Genomic DNA, 16119 nt, shown 5'->3' with positions numbered 1-16119 from the left:
CTCCGCCCAGATCCCTTTTCCAGGACGTCCGCTGCATGGCAAGCACTGAACACGCGCTATCGGTACGCGAGAAGCTCGGCTACAGCCTGGGCGATCTCGCCGCCAACCTGATCTTCCAGACCCTGATCACCTACCTGGCGTTCTTCTACACCGACGTCTACCGCCTGCCGGCCGCGACCGCGGCCACGATCATCTTCGTGGTGGGCCTGCTGGGTGCGTTCGTGTTCACGCCGTTGATCGGCATCGCGGCTGACCGGACGTCCACCCGTTGGGGCCGCTTCCGGCCGTGGATCCTGTGGACGGCCATTCCCTTTGGCGTACTGTCCCTGCTGGCGTTCAGCACGCCGGACCTGGGCGAGCGCGGAAAGGTGATCTATGCACTGGCCACCTACGCGCTGCTGGTGTGCGTGTACGCAGCGAACAACCTGCCGTACTCGGCGCTGAGCGGCGTGCTGACCGGCAGCATGGCCCAGCGCAACAGCCTTTCGGCCTACCGCTTCGTGGCCGTGATGATCGCGCAGTTCATCATCCAGGTGCTGCTGATGCCGCTGGTGCTGATCCTGGGTGACGGCGACCGGGTGCGCGGCTTCGAGCAGGTCATGACCGCATTCGCCATCATCGGCACGGCGTTCTTCCTGATCACGTTCGCCACCACCCGCGAACGCATCGTGCCGACGCGCGAACAGACCGGCGGCATAGTGCAGGACCTGTCGGACCTGCTGCACAACCGCCCGTGGCAGGTGATGCTGGCCCTGACCGTGCTGGTGTTCATCAACCTGGCATTGAAAGGCGGTACCTACATCTACTACTTCCAGTACTACATGAGTGAAGCGGCGCTGGCCGGCTTCCTTGAAAACTCGGGGTTCAACGGCCTGGTCAGCGCGTTGAATGCTGCGCTGGCCAGCGCCGGCTTCGCGGCGTTCACCTGGCCGAAGGACGCGGCCACCTCGGCGTTCAGCCTGTTCAACGCGTGCGGCATCCTCTGCATGATCCTGGGTATCGGCGCATCGCGACGGTTGGCGGACCGCTTCGGCAAGCGCGACGTCTTCGGTGGCGCCCTGTTTGTCTCGACCCTGTTCCTGCTTGCCTTCTACCTGTTTCCACCCACGGCGGTGGCGGTGGCGTTCGGCGCCTTCATGCTGCATGGCTTCTGCTACGGCATCACCATCCCGTTGCTGTGGGCGATGATCGCCGACGTCGCGGACTACTCGGAGTGGAAGAACCATCGGCGGGCAACCGCGATCATCTTCTCGGCGATGCTGTGCGGGCTGAAGATCGGCCTCAGCGTGGGCGGCGCGCTGGTCGCCGCGATCCTCGCCCACTACGGCTACCAGGCCGGCCTGGCGCAGCAGCCTGAGGCCGTGGTGCAGGGCATCCGCCTGACCGTAAGCGTCTACTGCTCCCTTCCTTTCCTGCTCGCCGTGGCGCTGCTGGTCTTCTACAGGATCGACAAGCGCACCGAAACCCGCATCGAGCAGGACCTCCACCTGCGTCGCCGTTCCGCCGACGCCTCCGTGTAACTCCAAGATGACGACCATGATCGACCTCTCTGCCGGCGAAGACGGCCAGGCCAGCGAAGCCCGTCTTGCGCAGCTCACCGCGCACGCCATTTCGCAACCGCTGGTGACCCACATCTATACCGCCGACCCTTCGGCGCATGTGTTCGAGGGGCGCCTGTACATCTATCCGTCGCACGACATCGACGGCGGCCAGCCATTCGACGACGAAGGTGGCCACTTCGACATGCAGGATTATCATGTGCTGAAGATGGATACGCCCGACGGCACGGCCGTCGATTGCGGCATGGCGTTGCATGTGCGCGATGTGCCCTGGGCCCGGAAACAGATGTGGGCCCCCGATGCCGCCTGCCGTGATGGCCGCTACTACCTCTACTTCCCGGCCAAGGATGCCGAGGGCCGGTTCCGCATCGGCGTGGCGATCGGTACGCGGCCGGAGGGCCCGTTCGTGCCCCAGCCGGAGCCGATCAAGGGTGCGTACTCGATCGACCCGGCCGTGTTCGAAGACGAGGATGGCAGCCACTACCTGTACTTCGGCGGCATATGGGGCGGGCAGCTGCAGAAGTATCGTGACAACCAGTACAGCGAGGCCCACGAGGAGCCCGAGGGCAGCGCACCGGCGCTGGGCCCGCGCGTGGGCCGCCTGGATGCCGGCATGACCGAGCTGGCCGAACCCACCCGCGAAGTGCAGATCCTGGATGAGCATGGCCAGCCGCTGCGCGCGGACGACCATGCGCGCCGCTTCTTCGAAGGTCCGTGGCTGCACAGGTACCAGGGTCGCTACTACCTGTCGTACTCCACTGGCAACACCCACCAGCTGTGCTACGCCATCGGCGACAGCCCGTATGGACCGTTCACCTACGCTGGCGTGATCCTCACCCCCGTGGTCGGTTGGACCACACACCACTCCATCTGCCAGTTCGAAGGACAGTGGTACCTGTTCTATCACGATGCACTGATGTCCGGCGGCATCACCCACCTGCGCTCGGCCAAGTGCACGCCGCTGCACATGGAGCCGGACGGAAGCATCCGCACGATCAACCCGTATGGGGCCTGAGCGGATGCTGCCGGTGGATGATGCGCTGGCTCCGTTGCCAGCCGGCGAGCTGCACTGGCTGAGGTGCGGCGAACTGGAGGTTGCGTTCGCCGCAGGGGCGGGCGGGCGCGTGGCGCACCTGCGCTACCAGGGCGTGGAATGGCTGGTGGATGCGCAGCAGGCAGGCCCGGCGGCGATCGCGTGGGGCTGCTACCCGATGGTGCCGTGGGCCGGGCGCATCCGCCGTGGACAGTTCCATTTTGACGGCAGGCCGCATCGGCTGCCGCTCAACTTCGACGGGCATGCCATCCATGGGGTGGGTTTCTCGCGACCCTGGCGGATCGACCGCTTGGACGCGGCGGCAGCCCGGTTGTCGCTGGAGCTGCCGAGCGACGGCTACTGGCCTTTCGGTGGCGCTGCCGTGCTGGACCTGCAGTTGCAGGCTCACAGCCTGCAGATGGACCTCTCGGTCCAGGCCGGCGGCCAGGCGATGCCGGCGGTGCTGGGCTGGCACCCCTGGTTCCGGAAGCCGGAACGACTGCTGTTCAGTCCTCGCTCGATGTATCCGCGGGACAGGGAAGGTATTGCCACGCTGCCCCGCGTGGAGCCCACCACCGGCCCCTGGGATGACTGCTTCATCGCCGACGGTGACGTCACGCTGATACGCGAAGGCCAGCACCTGCGGCTGAGGTCGGACCACGACCACTGGGTGGTCTACGATGGTACGCCGCACGCCACCTGTGTCGAACCGCAGAGCGGCCCGCCAGATGGCTACACCCTGGCACCGCACCGGCTGGAGCCCGGCCAGCGCCTCGCGTTGACATTCGAACTGGCGTGGGCGGCGGACAGCACCTGAAACCCCGGCCAGGGCAGGCGATCACCCGGGTGCCGGGCGGTCGGTACGCCGCCTGGACCGGCCGTGGACCCGGTGCCTGACACGGGCCGCGCGCCAGGACCACCTGACATTTCCTACAGGTTCCAGTCGATCCGCATGCCCGCGATCAGCGCATCCGGCAGGTCGTGCTGGCGTGCGGGCTCATTGAACTGGTCGGGGTGCACGATGTAGTGCAGGTTCGGTGCAACACGAAGCTGCGGGGTGAGCTGGATGCCATAGCTCAGCTCCATCATCACCTGGCTCCCGTGCGGGGTGCCGCTACCACCGGCTGCGGCGCGGGCGAGGCGCAGGTCTTCCAGCGCGATGCTGCTGTACTTCTGCTGGGTCACGACGAAAGCGATGCTGTCCTGCGGCCGCCGGGCGAACGTGCCTTTCTGCACCAGCCCGGCCTGCAGGAAATGATCCTCGATCAACTGGCCGGAGGTGCCCTTGAGCGCCGCACCGAAAAGGGTCAGGCCGCGGCCGGCACCATCACTGGTGAGTTGCTGCTCGAAGCGGGCGAACGCACCGGAGCGGCCGTGACGCGTCGCGTACTCCTGGCCACTGAGCAGCGCGGGAATGCCGTTGGCATCGCGCAGCGGATCGCGATAGGTCGAGTTGTCCTGCCAACCACCGAGTTCGTAGCGGGCTTTCAGTCGTGCCGAAGCAGGGCTGCGCCAGCCGATCGTGTAGGGCACGATCCAGCCGGTGGCCTGGTTCGTATTCCACTTCAGGCCATGCTGGCCATCCTCGGCTTGGCTGGGATCAACCTGGTAGGCGCCGACGCGGACATAGACATCGGGCGTCACCCAGGCCGTGGCATCGGCCATCCAGCTCGACACCGGCCACCAGGTGAAACTGCTGGTGCGGAATACGTAGGTCGGGTTGCCACAGGCCGAGTTGCCCTGGAAGTACTGGCACAGGTCCGAACCCAGGTGGTGGATGTTGGCGACGCTGCGCCCTGCTTCCAGCACCAACCGGTCGTTGAACAACTTCTGTTCGAGGGTCAGGTTGGCCAGGCGCGTGCCCTGGCCGCCGTAGATTTCCTGCACCGAGGTGCTGTTGCCTGTACTGCTGTTGGCGAGATTGGTGCCATGGCGGTTGATGCCGTAGGCCTTGACCGTCGCACCTCGCCAGCCAAACGCCGCGTCCAGGTCCACGTCGGCACCGAACATCAGCTGGCCGGCATAGGCCGTGCCGCTGCGCTTGCCACCGTCGAGCGTGGCGGCCGCTTCGCCGGTGTAGGCGAGCTTCGGAGCGAAGACGTCGCTCGCGTCGGCGGCTGCGGCCAGTGATGGCAGGGCCAGCAGGATCACTGTCGGCAGCAGGCGGCGGGAAGGGGAGGTCATGGGCGGGTTCCTTTTACAGGGTGGGAGCCGTGACCGGCTTCTTGAGCACGCGCAGCGCGACCGCAGTGACGGCCACGCCGGCCACGAGTGCCAGCAGGTAGATGCCAAGGTGGGTGACTGCGTTCGGGATCGGCAGCACGAACACGCCGCCATGCGGCACCTTCAGTTCGACGCCTGCGGCCATCGAAATCGCACCGGCCACGGCAGAACCAAGGATCAGCGCCGGAATGGTGCGCAGCGGATCACGCGCGGCATAGGGGATCGCGCCTTCGGTCACGAAACTGAGGCCAAGCACGCCAGCGGCACCGGCCGTGCCACGCTCCTCAGCAGTGAAGCGGCTACTGAACAGCCATGTCGCCAGTGCGATACCCAGCGGCGGCGTCATGCCGCCGATCATCGTCGCCGCCATCGGCGTGTAGACCTGGCTGGAAATCAATGCGGTAGAGAAGGCGTAGGACGCCTTGTTGACGGGTCCGCCCATGTCCACCGCCATCATGCCGCCCAGCAGCAGGCCAAGCAGGATCGCGCTGCTGCCTTGCATGCCGCGCAGCCAGTCCGTCAGCCAGGCCAGCAGCCCAGCCACCGGCGTACCGATTACATACATCATCAACAGGCCGACCAGCAGCGTGCCCAGCACCGGCAGGATCAGCACCGGCTTGAGGCCTTCCAGGCTGCGCGGCAGGCGCAGCGCACGGTTGATCCAATGCACGCCGTAGCCGGCGATGAAACCGGCCAGGATGCCGCCGATGAAGCCCGCATCCATGTTGACTGCCACCAATCCCCCGATCATGCCCGGGGCGATGCCCGGGCGATCGGCGATGGAGTAGGCGATGTAGCCGGCCAGTGCCGGCACCATCAGCATGAAGCCGGACTTGGCGCCGATCTGGAACAGCGACCAGGCCAGCGTGCCCTTGTGTGCATCGTCGAAGGCATAGATGCCGCCGAGCGCGAACGCCAGTGCGATCAGCAGGCCGCCGGCAGTGACGAACGGCAGCATGAACGACACGCCGGTCATCAGGTGCTTGTAGGGGCCGGTGACCCTGGCCTTCTCGGTGGTGCGACCTGAAGCCACCGTGCCGGTCTGCACGCCAGCCTCGGCCAGCGCCTTGCGGATCAGGTTCTGGCCGTCATTGATCGCCGGCTTGGTGCCGCTCTTGAACAGGCGTTTGCCAGCAAAGCGCGACAGATCGACTTCGCGGTCGGCGGCGATCAGCACCAGGTCGGCGGCAGCGATTTCGCCGTCGCTCAACGCATCCTGCGCGCCGACCGAGCCCTGGGTTTCCACCCGGATCGCGTGGCCCAGTGCCTTGGCCGCCTGCTGCAGGCCTTCGGCCGCCATGAACGTGTGGGCGATGCCGGTCGGGCAGGAGGTGACGGCGACGATGCGCTTGCCCGCGTCATCCCAGGAAGGGAGTGCCGATGCTGCGGCGAGCTGCGCCAGCACGGCGAGCGGGTCGTCCAGCACTTCACCGAGGCCGGCGCGCACGATCTGGGCATTGCCGAAGCGGGCGCTGTCCGCCTCGCCGTCACCCACCAGCAGCAGCTGCGTTGCGGCGGCAGCCTGCGCGTCGGACAGTGCCCCGGTCACGCCCTGATTGCTGCGGATTTCGATCGCCAATTCGACCCTTTGCTGGCGTGCGGCGCGGCGCAGCGCTTCGGCGGCAAGAACGGCCTCGATGCTGCGTTCGCCAGCGGCGATGACTACGGTGGAAGCTTGCATGGCAACTCCTGGAATTCTTCGGGTTCGTCCTTGCAGCAGGGGCCATCGGTGGCCCAAGGCCAGCCGCAGCCCCCTCTGCAGGGGTTTCAATCCAACCGCTCGATCAGTACATCGCCGGTCCACGCGCGCACCTGCGCCGGGTCCAGCCGTCGCGCGTCGCCACTCTCCAGCCGGCTCATCGAGAACGCCGTGGCCAGTCGCGCACAACCGGCCAGGTCGGGGGAGGGCTCCAACAAGGCGGCGGCGATGCCGGCGACCATGGCGTCGCCGGCACCGACCGTACTGCCCTGCGCCAGTCGCGCCGGTCGTGCGACCAGGGCGCCGCTGCGATCAATGAACAGCGCGCCGTCGGCGCCCATCGAGATCGCTACGAGTGCAACTCCGCGTTCGACCAGGGCCAGGCCCGCGGCGCGCAGGGCGCTGCGATCCAGCAGCGGCGTGCCGGCCCAGGCCTCCAGTTCATGGCGGTTGGGCTTGACCGCGTAGGGCAGTGCACCCTGTGCACCACTCAACGCCGCGGCAAGCGCGTCGCCACTGGTATCCAGCAGTACGCGCGCGCCGGCGGCGCGTACCTGCGCCTGCAGTCGGGCCCATGCATCGGCTTGCAGCCCGGACGGAAGGCTGCCGGACAGCACCACCGGCAGCTCCGGCTGGAGCAGTGCGTCGAGTCGGCGCGATACCGCGTCCAGATCGGCGTCGCACAGTGACAGGCCGGGCAGGTTGATGTCGGTGGTCTCGCCGTTGGCATCTTCCACCAGCTTGATGTTGGTGCGGGTACGACCCGGAATGCGCAGACACGCGTCTGCGATGCCCCGATCGGAAAACAGTGCGCTGAACACGCCGTCGTTGCCATCGCCGAGCACGCCCAGCGCAGTGGTCGGCACGCCCCAGTCTGCCAGGCAGGCGGCCACGTTGATGCCTTTGCCGCCGGCGTCGTCGCGGGAACTGCGGGCGCGATGCACGTGACCCGGTTGCAGGTTCGCCAGCCGCACGGTCTGGTCGATTGCCGGGTTCAGGGTAATGGTGACGGCGCGGGAACTCATGCGCGCGCTCCATCGAGGGCACGCACCTGCTCAGCGGTTTCGCAGTCCAGCGCCGTCGCAGCCAGCGTTCGCAGATCGGCCAGCGCGCTGCCACGCAGGCGTGCTTTCACGGCCGGGATGTCGTTCGGGGTCATCGACAGTTCGTCCACGCCCAGGCCGGCCAACAGCAGTGCGCCGAACGGATCGCCGGCCAGCCCGCCACAGACGCCCACCCAGCGCCCATGCAGTCGTGCGCCTTCCACCGTGGCGCGGATCGCGCGCAGCACGGCCGGATGCAGGCTGTCGGCCTCGGCGGCCAGTTCCGGATTCTGGCGGTCGATCGCCAGCACGTACTGGGTCAGGTCGTTGGTACCGATCGAGAAGAAGTCGGCGTGGCGGGCCAGCACATCGCTCTGCGCCGCAGCGGCCGGCACTTCGATCATGATGCCGATCGGTACCCCGGGCGCCTGCAGTGCTGCGCGCTGGCGCTCGCAGATGGCGCGCAGTGCGACCAGCTCGCTCACCGAGGTGATCATCGGGAACATGATGGACAGGCGCGCGCCGTCTTTCGCAGCGCGGTACAGCGCACGCAGCTGCGGTTCCAGCAGGTCCGGCCGGCGCAGCAGCAGGCGCGCGCCGCGCACGCCCAGGAACGGGTTTTCTTCATGCGGCAGCTCCAGGTGCGCCACCTGCTTGTCGCCACCGATATCGAGCGCACGCACGATCAGTGGGCGGCCGCCGAGTGCCTTGGCCATCGCCACATACGTGGTGTACTGCTCATCCTCGCTGGGCGTACTGCCACGTTCAAGGAACAGGAATTCGGTGCGCATCAGGCCGACGCCTTCCGCGCCTTGCTCCAGTGCCAGCGGCACCTGCTCGGGCAGGTTGACGTTGGCGCCGATGTCGATGCGGTGGCCGTCCGGCGTCTGTGCCGGCTGCGCGCGTTGCGCCGCTTCACGCTCGCGGATCTGCTGCTGTTCGGCGATCCACGCGCGCGCCGAGGCGAGGTCGGCCTCGGACGGAGACAGGTAGAGCCGCCCGCTGCTGCCGTCGATGATCGCCTCGCGACCGGCGCTGATCGCGAGCAGTTCGCCCCCCCCGGCGACCAGCGCCGGCAGGCCGAGGGTGCGCGAGAGGATGGCGGTGTGCGAGGTCGGCCCGCCCTGCGCGGTGGCCAGGCCAATCACGCGGGTAGTGTCGAGGTTGGCCGTGTCGGACGGCGACAGGTCCGCCGCGATCAGGATGCACGGGTGCGCGGGCAGGTCGGCCAGGCCGCCACCGGCGGCCGACGGATCAAGCTGCGCCAGCACTCGGCGGCCAACGTCACGCAGGTCGGCGGCGCGCCCGGCCAGCACCGGGTTGCCCAGCGCGGCCAGGCCCGAGGCGATGTGTTCGATGGCTTGGTGCCAGGACCATGCGACGCCATGGCCTTCGACCATCAGCTGGCAGGTACGGGTAATCAGGTCGGTGTCGTCCAACAGCGCGGCATGGGCCTTGAAGATGGCGGCGTCCGAGGCGCCAAGCCGGCGCTGGGTGTCATCCTGCAGCGCGGCCAACTGCTGGCGGGTACGTGCGAGCGCGTCCTGCAGACGCGCCCCGCCTTCGCCGAGCGGGGCCGGGCGATCGGCGACCTCGGCCTGCGTGCTGGCCAATACATGCACCGGGCCGATTGCCAGCCCAGGGCTGGCACCGATGCCGACGATGGCAGCCTGTGCCTCGGGCGGATTCCAGCCTGCCACCGGCGTGGCCTTGCGTTGTGCTGCGCGTTCGGCGTCGGCCTTTTCCTGTGCCACCAGGTCCTCCATGACCCTGCGCAGCGCGGTCAGCAGGGCAGGGGCATCCGCCCCCTCGGCAGACACGCTGACGGCATCGCCATGACGCAGGCCAAGTTGCAGCAGCGCGACCAGACTCTTGGCGTCCGCTGCCTGGTCGCCGGCACGCACCTGGGCGCGGGCCGCAAAGCGGCGCGCCGTCTCTGCCCAGCGCGTGGCCGGGCGCGCGTGCAGGCCGCTGGGGTAGGCAATGGTCCAGTCAAAGCGCTCGGCCAGATCGGTGGCCGGTACCTGGGCGGTCGTGATCGCAATGTCGCCGGTCAGCGCGTTGACGATCTCACCCGCATCGGTGGTCGCAAACAGGCGCTGCAGCGTTGCCTCATCCTGGATCAGCCGGGTCAGGCGGCGCAGCAGGGTAATGTGGGTATCGGACTGGGCAGCGATGCCAACCACCAGGCGGGTGACCTGCCCCGGATTCCATTCCACGCCTTCCGGCAACTGCAGCACGGCAATGCCGTCGCGGCGCACCAGATGGCGGTCCTCGCCAAGCCCGTGCGGGATTGCCACGCCATGGCCAAGGAAGGTGTTGGCCAGCGCTTCGCGCCGTCCCATGCTGGCCTCGTACCCCGGCGCCACGCAGCCGGCCGCGACCAGCATCTGCGCGACCTGGGCGATCGCATCGGTCTTGTCCTGCGCCCGCGCGTCCAGGCGGATCAGTTCCCGGCTGACGGGGGAGGGGAAGGTCTGGGGCGACAAAGGGCGGCTCCGGCAAAAGGATGGCTGGGCATATTGGGAACGTTCCCACCGCCTATTTCAATGTGCACTGCACAAAATGCCAATAGCTCTTTGGCGTTAGCATTGTCCTGAACAGCCGCCGGGCCATGGCAGGCGCACTTTTCCGGGAACGTTTCCAATGAGTATCAGCATCAATGACGTCGCGCGTGTAGCGGGGGTATCCAAGTCCACCGTGTCGCGGGTGCTCGGGGGCGGCCCGGTCAGCGAAGAGGTTCGCGGCCGGGTCGAGGTGGCGATCCGCCAGACCGGCTATCGGCCGAACCTGCAGGCAAGGCGGCTGCGCTCCCGGCACACCGGCATCATCGGGTTGATCGTTGCGGATATCCGCAACCCGTTCTTCACTGCGCTTATCCGTGCGGTGGAGGAGGTCGCCTATCGCGAAGGCCTGCGCGTCACGCTCTGCAACACCGACGAAGACCCCGAGCGCGAGGCGCTGTACCTGCAGTTGATGCACGAGGAGCGCATCAGTGGACTGATCTTTGCGCCCACACGGACCACGGTGGGGCGGCTGGAACGGCTCACGCTGGACTTCCCGACGGTACTGGTGGACCGCGCCGCGGCCAGCGGGTCGATCGACAGCGTGGTGCTGGACAATCCCGCGGCGATGGGCGCGCTGGTCGAGCATCTCGTCGAGCGTGGCTATCGCCGCATCGGCGGCCTGTTCGGCAGCACCAGCACCACGGCGGCCGAGCGCCGCGACGGCTATCTTGCTGCGATGCGCACGCACGGGTTGGAGCCGGATTACCGTGAAGTCGAGCCAACGGCCGAGGCCGCCATCGCAACGGTCGACCAATGGCTGGCCGGCCCTTCGCGTCCCGACGCGCTGGTCACCAGCAACAGCCTGCTGCTCATGGGTGCATTGAAGGCGGCACGCAGCGCCGGTCTCGCCATTCCAGGAGAGCTGGCGCTGGCAGGGTTCGACAACGAGCGCTGGACCGAGCTGGTCGAACCTGGCATTACCGTGGTCGAGCAGCCGGTTGAAGACATGGGGCGCGCTGCGATGTCGCTGTTGCTGGAACGCCTGCGCATGCCGGAGCTGCCCGTGCGCAGGCTGGTGATGACGGGAAGGTGCGTGGTGAGAGGGTCGACGGCTGGGCGATAGTCCGGCACCGGCCTGCGGCAGCCGCCAGATGTTGGCGGGTCATGCGTTGTCTGCTACAAGCCAACTGTACGCAGACACAGTGGAGGATCGCCTTGTCAGAGCCCTATTCAGCACTGCTCCGCCTGAAGATTTCCCACCACGATCTTTCCAGATGGCTGGCAGCGCCCGTGCCTTCATCATCCCGTTGGTCCGACTGGCGAGGCATCTCCGGGCAGTGGCGCATGGAAAACGGTCAATACCTTGCCTCGTGCAGCGACGAGGCGTTGGACCACCTGCTCGCGGATTGCCAGGCGCTGTTGGCCCACTACCCCGACAATCGCGCCGCATTGAAGGCTTTCCTTGCCTCTGCACAGGCCGGGAATATCCAGATTGCCGCCTATGACCGCACTGCTACGCACTTTGTCGCAGGATCGCTGACGTATTCGGAGAGCCTTTACGATCTCATCGCTTTTCTTGCCGTGGCACGAGGCGCCGCCGACTTCCTGAAGGGGGGGCGACGAAGGCGTGGCACTGATCCACGACTATCTCTGGGCCGAGGAAGGTGAGCAGGAGACGGTTGCTGCGATTGGGCTGGCCGGCCCCGGGGAATCCGGATTCCTGTCATCCGCAGACCTGGATGCCGCCACCGAGCCCTTCGAAACATTGGTGGAGGCCATGCTGGAAGCCGAGGACGACCCGGAGTTTCGTCCGCGCAACCAGCTTGATCGGCTTTGACCTCTGCCGCGTGGCGTCCATGAAAGCAACAGCCAGGGCCTCAACATGAAGAGACATCACCAACCCCAGGCGCGCCGCGTCATGCGTCGGCTCCTCGCACTTGGCCTCTGCGCGCTGGCTGGGTCCGCTTTGGCCGGAACAATGCAGCCGGTACGGACCTGGCTTGTCAGCGGCACGGAACTCATTACCCTCCTGCAGGGGAAAGGCGATGACGGGTTCTGCGACGGCGAACAGTGCCGGAGCCTGTCCAGCGCTCGCGCCAGCGGCTATATCCTGGGCGTCGCCGATGCCAGCCGCGGACAGTGGTGCGGGCAGGGCCAGATCCTTCCGCATGAACTGGTCGACCATGTGTCTTCCCATCTCCGGCAACTGCCCCGCGAGCGATTGCAGCAGGATGCGTCGCCACTGGTTGTCGAAGGGCTGCGCACGGCGTTTCCCTGTGGTCGCGGCACACCACGTGGCAACAGTGCCGAGCCCGGCAATGACCAATGAAGCACGCCGCGCCCGCTTGGCGACGATGCGGACGTCCTACACCCTCGCGACACGGTGCATTTACGGCCACCGACATTCGCGCTCGCCACACTGCATGTTCCTTCCACAGCACGAGGTGCCCCATGGCTACCTGTGATGTCTGCGGCAACAACTACGACAAGAGCTTTACCCTGCAGCAGGGCGGGCGCAGCGGCACATTCGATTCGTTCGAGTGCGCGATCCACGCATTCGCACCCCGCTGCGCACACTGCAAATGCGCGGTCATTGGGCATGGCGTTGAAGGAAATGGCCAGATCTTCTGCTGTGCACATTGCGCCGGTCATGCCGGCGTACAGGGGATAGCCGACCGGGCCTGAGCTGCCTTCAGCGCCCTCCTGCTTCCTGCCCAGAGACAAGCGAAGAAAGCCGCGCGATCCGGGCTGCACCCGAATCAGCCAGCAGCGCCAGTGCGCGCCGCTTCCGGGATGGGAGCCCCGCCACGACCTCCGGTGCCAGCACGACGTCGAACTCTCTGGCGTTGGCATCCAGCGCGGTGGCCAGAACGCACGAATCGGCCGTCATGCCACTCAGGCACAGGCGGCGCACGCCCAGTTTGGCCAGCAGAATCGGCAAGGGACTGGCCAGGAACGCCGAGTGCTTGGGCTTGAGCACGAAGTAATGACCGGGCAAGGGCGAGAGAAGGCTGGCAATTCGTCCCGCCGGACCGCCGTCGCGCCGGCACTGTTCCACCTGCTGGCGGAAATCGCGCTTCCAATCCGAGAAATTGTCATTGGCGTAGATGACCGGCCACCCGCGTTCGTCGAAGTGATCCCTCAGGCGCCGGATCTGCCGGGCCGCCCGCTCTGCCGCGGGCGCCAGCTCCTGCGCGCCCGGGAAATCGAAACGGCTGAACATGTCGATGATCAGCAAGGCCGTCGACGGATCATCTGCCATGGTTCAATCTCCTGTCTGGGTATGCGGCGCCTGGACCGGCTTGGACTGCGGCGAATCTTTCTGGCGCAGGAAGATCGTCAGCACCACCAGAGACAGCACGGCCAGGAACTCGCTTTGCCAGTTCTGCATGGATTCGAACCAGAATGTGCTGCTGGCGAGGTGCTCCACAAAGCCTGGCGGCGGCAATCCCTTCAACTGCTGTTCGGCCTCCTCGGCGCGCCAGCTTCCCAATGCATGCAGCGTAAAGCTGAACAGGAACAACAGCCCGAACGCAATCGCCAGCGAATGACCGTAAAGAACCTTCCACAGGCCACCGCGCCTGACCGGCCAGGGCGTGCGGCCGGGTTCGATGCGATTCTGTTCCTGCGCGGGGTCCAGCGGCCGCGATTCGGCCGAACCGCGCTGGCGCAGGCTGACCGTCAGCAGAACGTACATCCCCATCTGCAGGAATTCGCTCTCCCAGTTCTCGAACGTAGCGCTGACGAAGTGCCCGGTAGCCAGGTAGTGCGAGAAATCGATCGGCATGCGTCCGTGCTCGACCAGTTCCTGGTTGTGCACGTGATGCCCCGCAACTGCCTGCCCCACAATGAACACCAACGTGAGCGCAAGCAGCACCAGCGAGAGACCGTTGCGTTTCCACATGCAAGACCTCGTTGAGGCTGCTCCAAAGACCGTCCATGAAGCTTGCGCCGACAAAGAGCCATGCCTCGTGATTGCTGCGCATCCGGAATGTGAGGCGGACTCAACGCTTCCCCGTCGGATCGGGATCAGGGCGCTCGTAGTCCTCCGGTACCGCCTTGGGGCCATCGCCGTCGTCGGGCATGTCGTGCTCCTTCCATCTGGCTCGATCATTGCGCCGTTTGTCCGGCGTGTGCGCCTTTGACTGATCGTCCACATCCGTCGTTGGATTGAAGGGCAGTTTGTCGTTCATGGGCAGCTCCTGCGGCGAGAGAGTGAAGCCTGCGCCGCGCCGGGTTAACGCCACGACGCTGCAGAATGAACGCCGCGCACACCGGGATGTCACTGCAGCCGGATGGCGGCCTTGCGATGCTGAAGGCCCGAGCTCCTGGAGCAGCACGATGCAGGCATTGACCTATCACGGCCGCAGGGATGTGCGCGTCGAGACTGTGCCCGACCCGGTACTGGCGGCGGATGACGATCTGATACTGCGGGTGACCGCCACCGCCATCTGCGGTTCAGACCTGCACCTCTACCGCGGCAAGATTCCTGATCTGCACGATGGCGATGTACTGGGCCACGAATTCATGGGCGTGGTGGAAGAGGTCGGCAGCGGCGTGACCCAGGTGAAGCCGGGCGATCGCGTGGTGATTCCCTTCGTGATCGCCTGTGGCGAGTGTTTCCACTGCAGGCTGGCCGAATATGCCGCATGCGAGACCACCAATCCTGGCAAGGGCGCGGCGCTGAACCAGAAAGGGCTGCTGCCTCCAGCTGCTTTGTTCGGATACAGCCATCTGTATGGCGGCGTAGCCGGTGGCCAAGCCGAATTCGTACGCGTGCCGAAGGCCAACGTGGGCCCGTTGCGCATTCCGGAAGGCGTGGCCGATGAGCAGGTGCTGTTCCTGTCTGACATTCTCCCGACCGGCTATCAGGCCGCGCTGAACGCGGGTGTGAAGCCCGGCTCGACGGTGGCCATCTTCGGCGCCGGTCCGGTTGGGCTGATGAGCGCGGCCTGTTGCCGACTGCTGGGAGCAGAGACCATCTTCATGGTCGACCACCTCCGTTACCGCCTGGACTATGCACGCCGTGCTTACGGCGTGACCCCCATCGACTTCAAGGAGATAGAAGACCCGGCCGATTACATCCTTGCCCAGACCAGTGGGCGGGGCGTAGACGCCTGCATCGAGGCCGTAGGCTTCGAGGCCGAGGGCAGTGCGCTGGAGTCAGCGTTGACCGCTGTAAAGCTGGAAGGCAGCAGTGGCGTGGCGATACGGCAATGCATCGCGGCAACGCGCCGTGGCGGCGTGGTCAGCATTCCAGGCGTCTATGCCGGCTTCATCCATGGTTTTCTGCTGGGTGATGCGTTCGACAAAGGTCTGACATTCAAGATGGGCCAGACCCATGTGCAGGGACTGATGCCGGAACTGCTCGACGCAATCATGGAAGGAAAGCTGGATCCGGGTGACATCATCTCGCACCGGATGCGCCTGGCCGACGCTGCGCAGGGCTACGCGATATTCGATGCCAAGGATGACGACTGCCGCAAGATCGTGTTGACACCCTGAGCATGTTGCCATGAGCGCGATTGCCGCCGGTGTCTACGCACTGTGGCTGGCTGCCGGCTGGCTGGACTTCCATTTTCACCGGCGGACCGACCTTCCACACACCTCTGCGATGCGCGAAAGCCTGTTGCATGGGGTGCAGTTGCTGCTGATCGGAAGCGGGGTGCTCGCATGGCTCCTGCTGGAAAACACGCTGTCGCTCGTCACGTTTCTGGCACTTCTGGTCCTCGCGCACGCAATCGCCGGCTACTTCGACACCGTCAGCGCGGACGGCAGACGACGCATCAGCCCGGCAGAGCAGCATGTGCACAGCGTGCTCGATGCCGCGCCGTGGGTCCTGCTGGGCTGGGTGGGCTGGCAGGTCCACCCCCGGTGGTCGCTCGAAGTGAAGCCTGCAGCACCGGGCGTCTGGTGGCTGGTCCTGCTGCCGGCGCTGGGCGTGGTCGTGCTGCCATGGTTGTGGGAGCTGCTGCAGTGCCTGCGCGCACGACGGCAGCGCGGGCAAGCGAGCGCGTGAGGATCATCGCGCAGAGAATTCATGCGCCGGCTACGC

At 66.4% G+C, this 16119-nt stretch carries 17 protein-coding genes; 10 read left to right on the top strand and 7 right to left on the bottom strand.

All coding sequences use genetic code 11. The features are described from left to right. Nucleotides 1-35 precede the first annotated feature (35 nt). The 3 genes from AC5P8R_RS05885 to AC5P8R_RS05875 are packed head-to-tail and all read left to right on the top strand — an operon-like array spanning nucleotide 36 to nucleotide 3409. The gene (locus AC5P8R_RS05885) at nucleotides 36-1520 is read left to right on the top strand and encodes an MFS transporter (RefSeq protein ID WP_014647200.1); all 1485 of its coding nucleotides are present in this window, start codon (nucleotides 36-38) and stop codon (nucleotides 1518-1520) included. 16 nt (nucleotides 1521-1536) lie between these two features. Then, nucleotides 1537-2574, top strand: a complete 1038-nt coding sequence (locus tag AC5P8R_RS05880) for a glycoside hydrolase family 43 protein (protein ID WP_197620840.1) — start codon at nucleotides 1537-1539, stop codon at nucleotides 2572-2574. Further along, nucleotides 2564-3409 carry an aldose epimerase family protein gene (locus AC5P8R_RS05875; protein ID WP_041863456.1) on the top strand — a complete coding sequence of 282 codons (846 nt, stop codon included), beginning with the start codon at nucleotides 2564-2566 and terminating at the stop codon, nucleotides 3407-3409. Before AC5P8R_RS05880 ends, AC5P8R_RS05875 begins: the two co-directional genes overlap by 11 nt. 113 nt (nucleotides 3410-3522) lie before the next feature. Here AC5P8R_RS05875 and AC5P8R_RS05870 read toward each other — a convergent pair whose 3' ends face one another. The 4 genes from AC5P8R_RS05870 to ptsP all read right to left on the bottom strand — a co-directional run bounded on the left by AC5P8R_RS05870 (nucleotide 3523) and on the right by ptsP (nucleotide 10046). Then, a complete protein-coding gene (locus tag AC5P8R_RS05870) occupies nucleotides 3523-4776 on the bottom strand; it encodes a carbohydrate porin (RefSeq protein ID WP_142234746.1) in 1254 nt (417 codons plus the stop codon). A gap of 13 nt (nucleotides 4777-4789) precedes the next feature. Beyond that, on the bottom strand, nucleotides 4790-6496 hold the full coding sequence (locus tag AC5P8R_RS05865; protein WP_495223086.1) for a PTS fructose transporter subunit IIC: 1707 nt from the start codon (nucleotides 6494-6496) through the stop codon (nucleotides 4790-4792). Between the two features lie 86 nt (nucleotides 6497-6582). Further along, entirely contained in the window at nucleotides 6583-7539 is a 957-nt protein-coding gene (locus AC5P8R_RS05860) for a 1-phosphofructokinase family hexose kinase (protein ID WP_169411926.1), read from the bottom strand. Further along, a complete protein-coding gene (ptsP, locus tag AC5P8R_RS05855) occupies nucleotides 7536-10046 on the bottom strand; it encodes a phosphoenolpyruvate--protein phosphotransferase (RefSeq protein WP_069116758.1) in 2511 nt (836 codons plus the stop codon). Before ptsP ends, AC5P8R_RS05860 begins: the two co-directional genes overlap by 4 nt. Nucleotides 10047-10203: 157 nt before the next feature. Between ptsP and AC5P8R_RS05850 the strand changes: the two genes are divergently transcribed. The 5 genes from AC5P8R_RS05850 (at nucleotide 10204) to AC5P8R_RS05830 (ending at nucleotide 12749) form a co-directional block, all read left to right on the top strand. Then, entirely contained in the window at nucleotides 10204-11187 is a 984-nt protein-coding gene (locus tag AC5P8R_RS05850; RefSeq protein ID WP_014647193.1) for a LacI family DNA-binding transcriptional regulator, read from the top strand. A gap of 92 nt (nucleotides 11188-11279) precedes the next feature. Continuing rightward, a complete protein-coding gene (locus tag AC5P8R_RS05845; RefSeq protein ID WP_495223085.1) occupies nucleotides 11280-11732 on the top strand; it encodes a hypothetical protein in 453 nt (150 codons plus the stop codon). Further along, nucleotides 11692-11901 (top strand): hypothetical protein, encoded by a 210-nt coding sequence (locus tag AC5P8R_RS05840; RefSeq protein WP_495223084.1) that lies wholly within the window; start codon nucleotides 11692-11694, stop codon nucleotides 11899-11901. The genes AC5P8R_RS05845 and AC5P8R_RS05840 overlap by 41 nt, the downstream gene beginning before the upstream one ends. 81 nt (nucleotides 11902-11982) lie before the next feature. Next, nucleotides 11983-12393 carry a Rap1a/Tai family immunity protein gene (locus AC5P8R_RS05835; protein ID WP_142234743.1) on the top strand — a complete coding sequence of 137 codons (411 nt, stop codon included), beginning with the start codon at nucleotides 11983-11985 and terminating at the stop codon, nucleotides 12391-12393. A gap of 122 nt (nucleotides 12394-12515) precedes the next feature. Then, nucleotides 12516-12749 carry a metallothionein gene (locus tag AC5P8R_RS05830; protein WP_014647190.1) on the top strand — a complete coding sequence of 78 codons (234 nt, stop codon included), beginning with the start codon at nucleotides 12516-12518 and terminating at the stop codon, nucleotides 12747-12749. A 7-nt stretch (nucleotides 12750-12756) separates the two neighbouring features. Here the strand turns inward: AC5P8R_RS05830 and AC5P8R_RS05825 are convergent, their stop codons facing one another. The 3 genes from AC5P8R_RS05825 to AC5P8R_RS05815 all read right to left on the bottom strand — a co-directional run bounded on the left by AC5P8R_RS05825 (nucleotide 12757) and on the right by AC5P8R_RS05815 (nucleotide 14257). Next, on the bottom strand, nucleotides 12757-13326 hold the full coding sequence (locus AC5P8R_RS05825) for a cysteine hydrolase family protein (RefSeq protein ID WP_032955978.1): 570 nt from the start codon (nucleotides 13324-13326) through the stop codon (nucleotides 12757-12759). Nucleotides 13327-13329: 3 nt separating this feature from the next. Then, nucleotides 13330-13968: a DUF6766 family protein gene (locus AC5P8R_RS05820; protein WP_197620847.1), complete on the bottom strand. Its 639-nt coding sequence runs from the start codon at nucleotides 13966-13968 to the stop codon at nucleotides 13330-13332. 100 nt (nucleotides 13969-14068) lie between these two features. After that, nucleotides 14069-14257, bottom strand: coding sequence for a hypothetical protein (locus AC5P8R_RS05815; protein WP_014647187.1), 189 nt, complete (start codon nucleotides 14255-14257; stop codon nucleotides 14069-14071). A gap of 148 nt (nucleotides 14258-14405) precedes the next feature. Between AC5P8R_RS05815 and AC5P8R_RS05810 the strand changes: the two genes are divergently transcribed. Both AC5P8R_RS05810 and AC5P8R_RS05805 read left to right on the top strand, forming a co-directional pair. Continuing rightward, nucleotides 14406-15569: a zinc-dependent alcohol dehydrogenase gene (locus AC5P8R_RS05810; RefSeq protein ID WP_075076914.1), complete on the top strand. Its 1164-nt coding sequence runs from the start codon at nucleotides 14406-14408 to the stop codon at nucleotides 15567-15569. Nucleotides 15570-15579: 10 nt separating this feature from the next. Then, nucleotides 15580-16083 carry a hypothetical protein gene (locus AC5P8R_RS05805; protein ID WP_014647185.1) on the top strand — a complete coding sequence of 168 codons (504 nt, stop codon included), beginning with the start codon at nucleotides 15580-15582 and terminating at the stop codon, nucleotides 16081-16083. The last annotated feature ends 36 nt before the right edge of the window (nucleotides 16084-16119 follow it).

Source organism: Stenotrophomonas sp. YJH_SMC_73 (assembly GCF_059370155.1).
The sequence above is the reverse complement of the archived record's forward strand: the minus strand, read 5'-3'. Positions and strand labels throughout refer to the sequence as shown.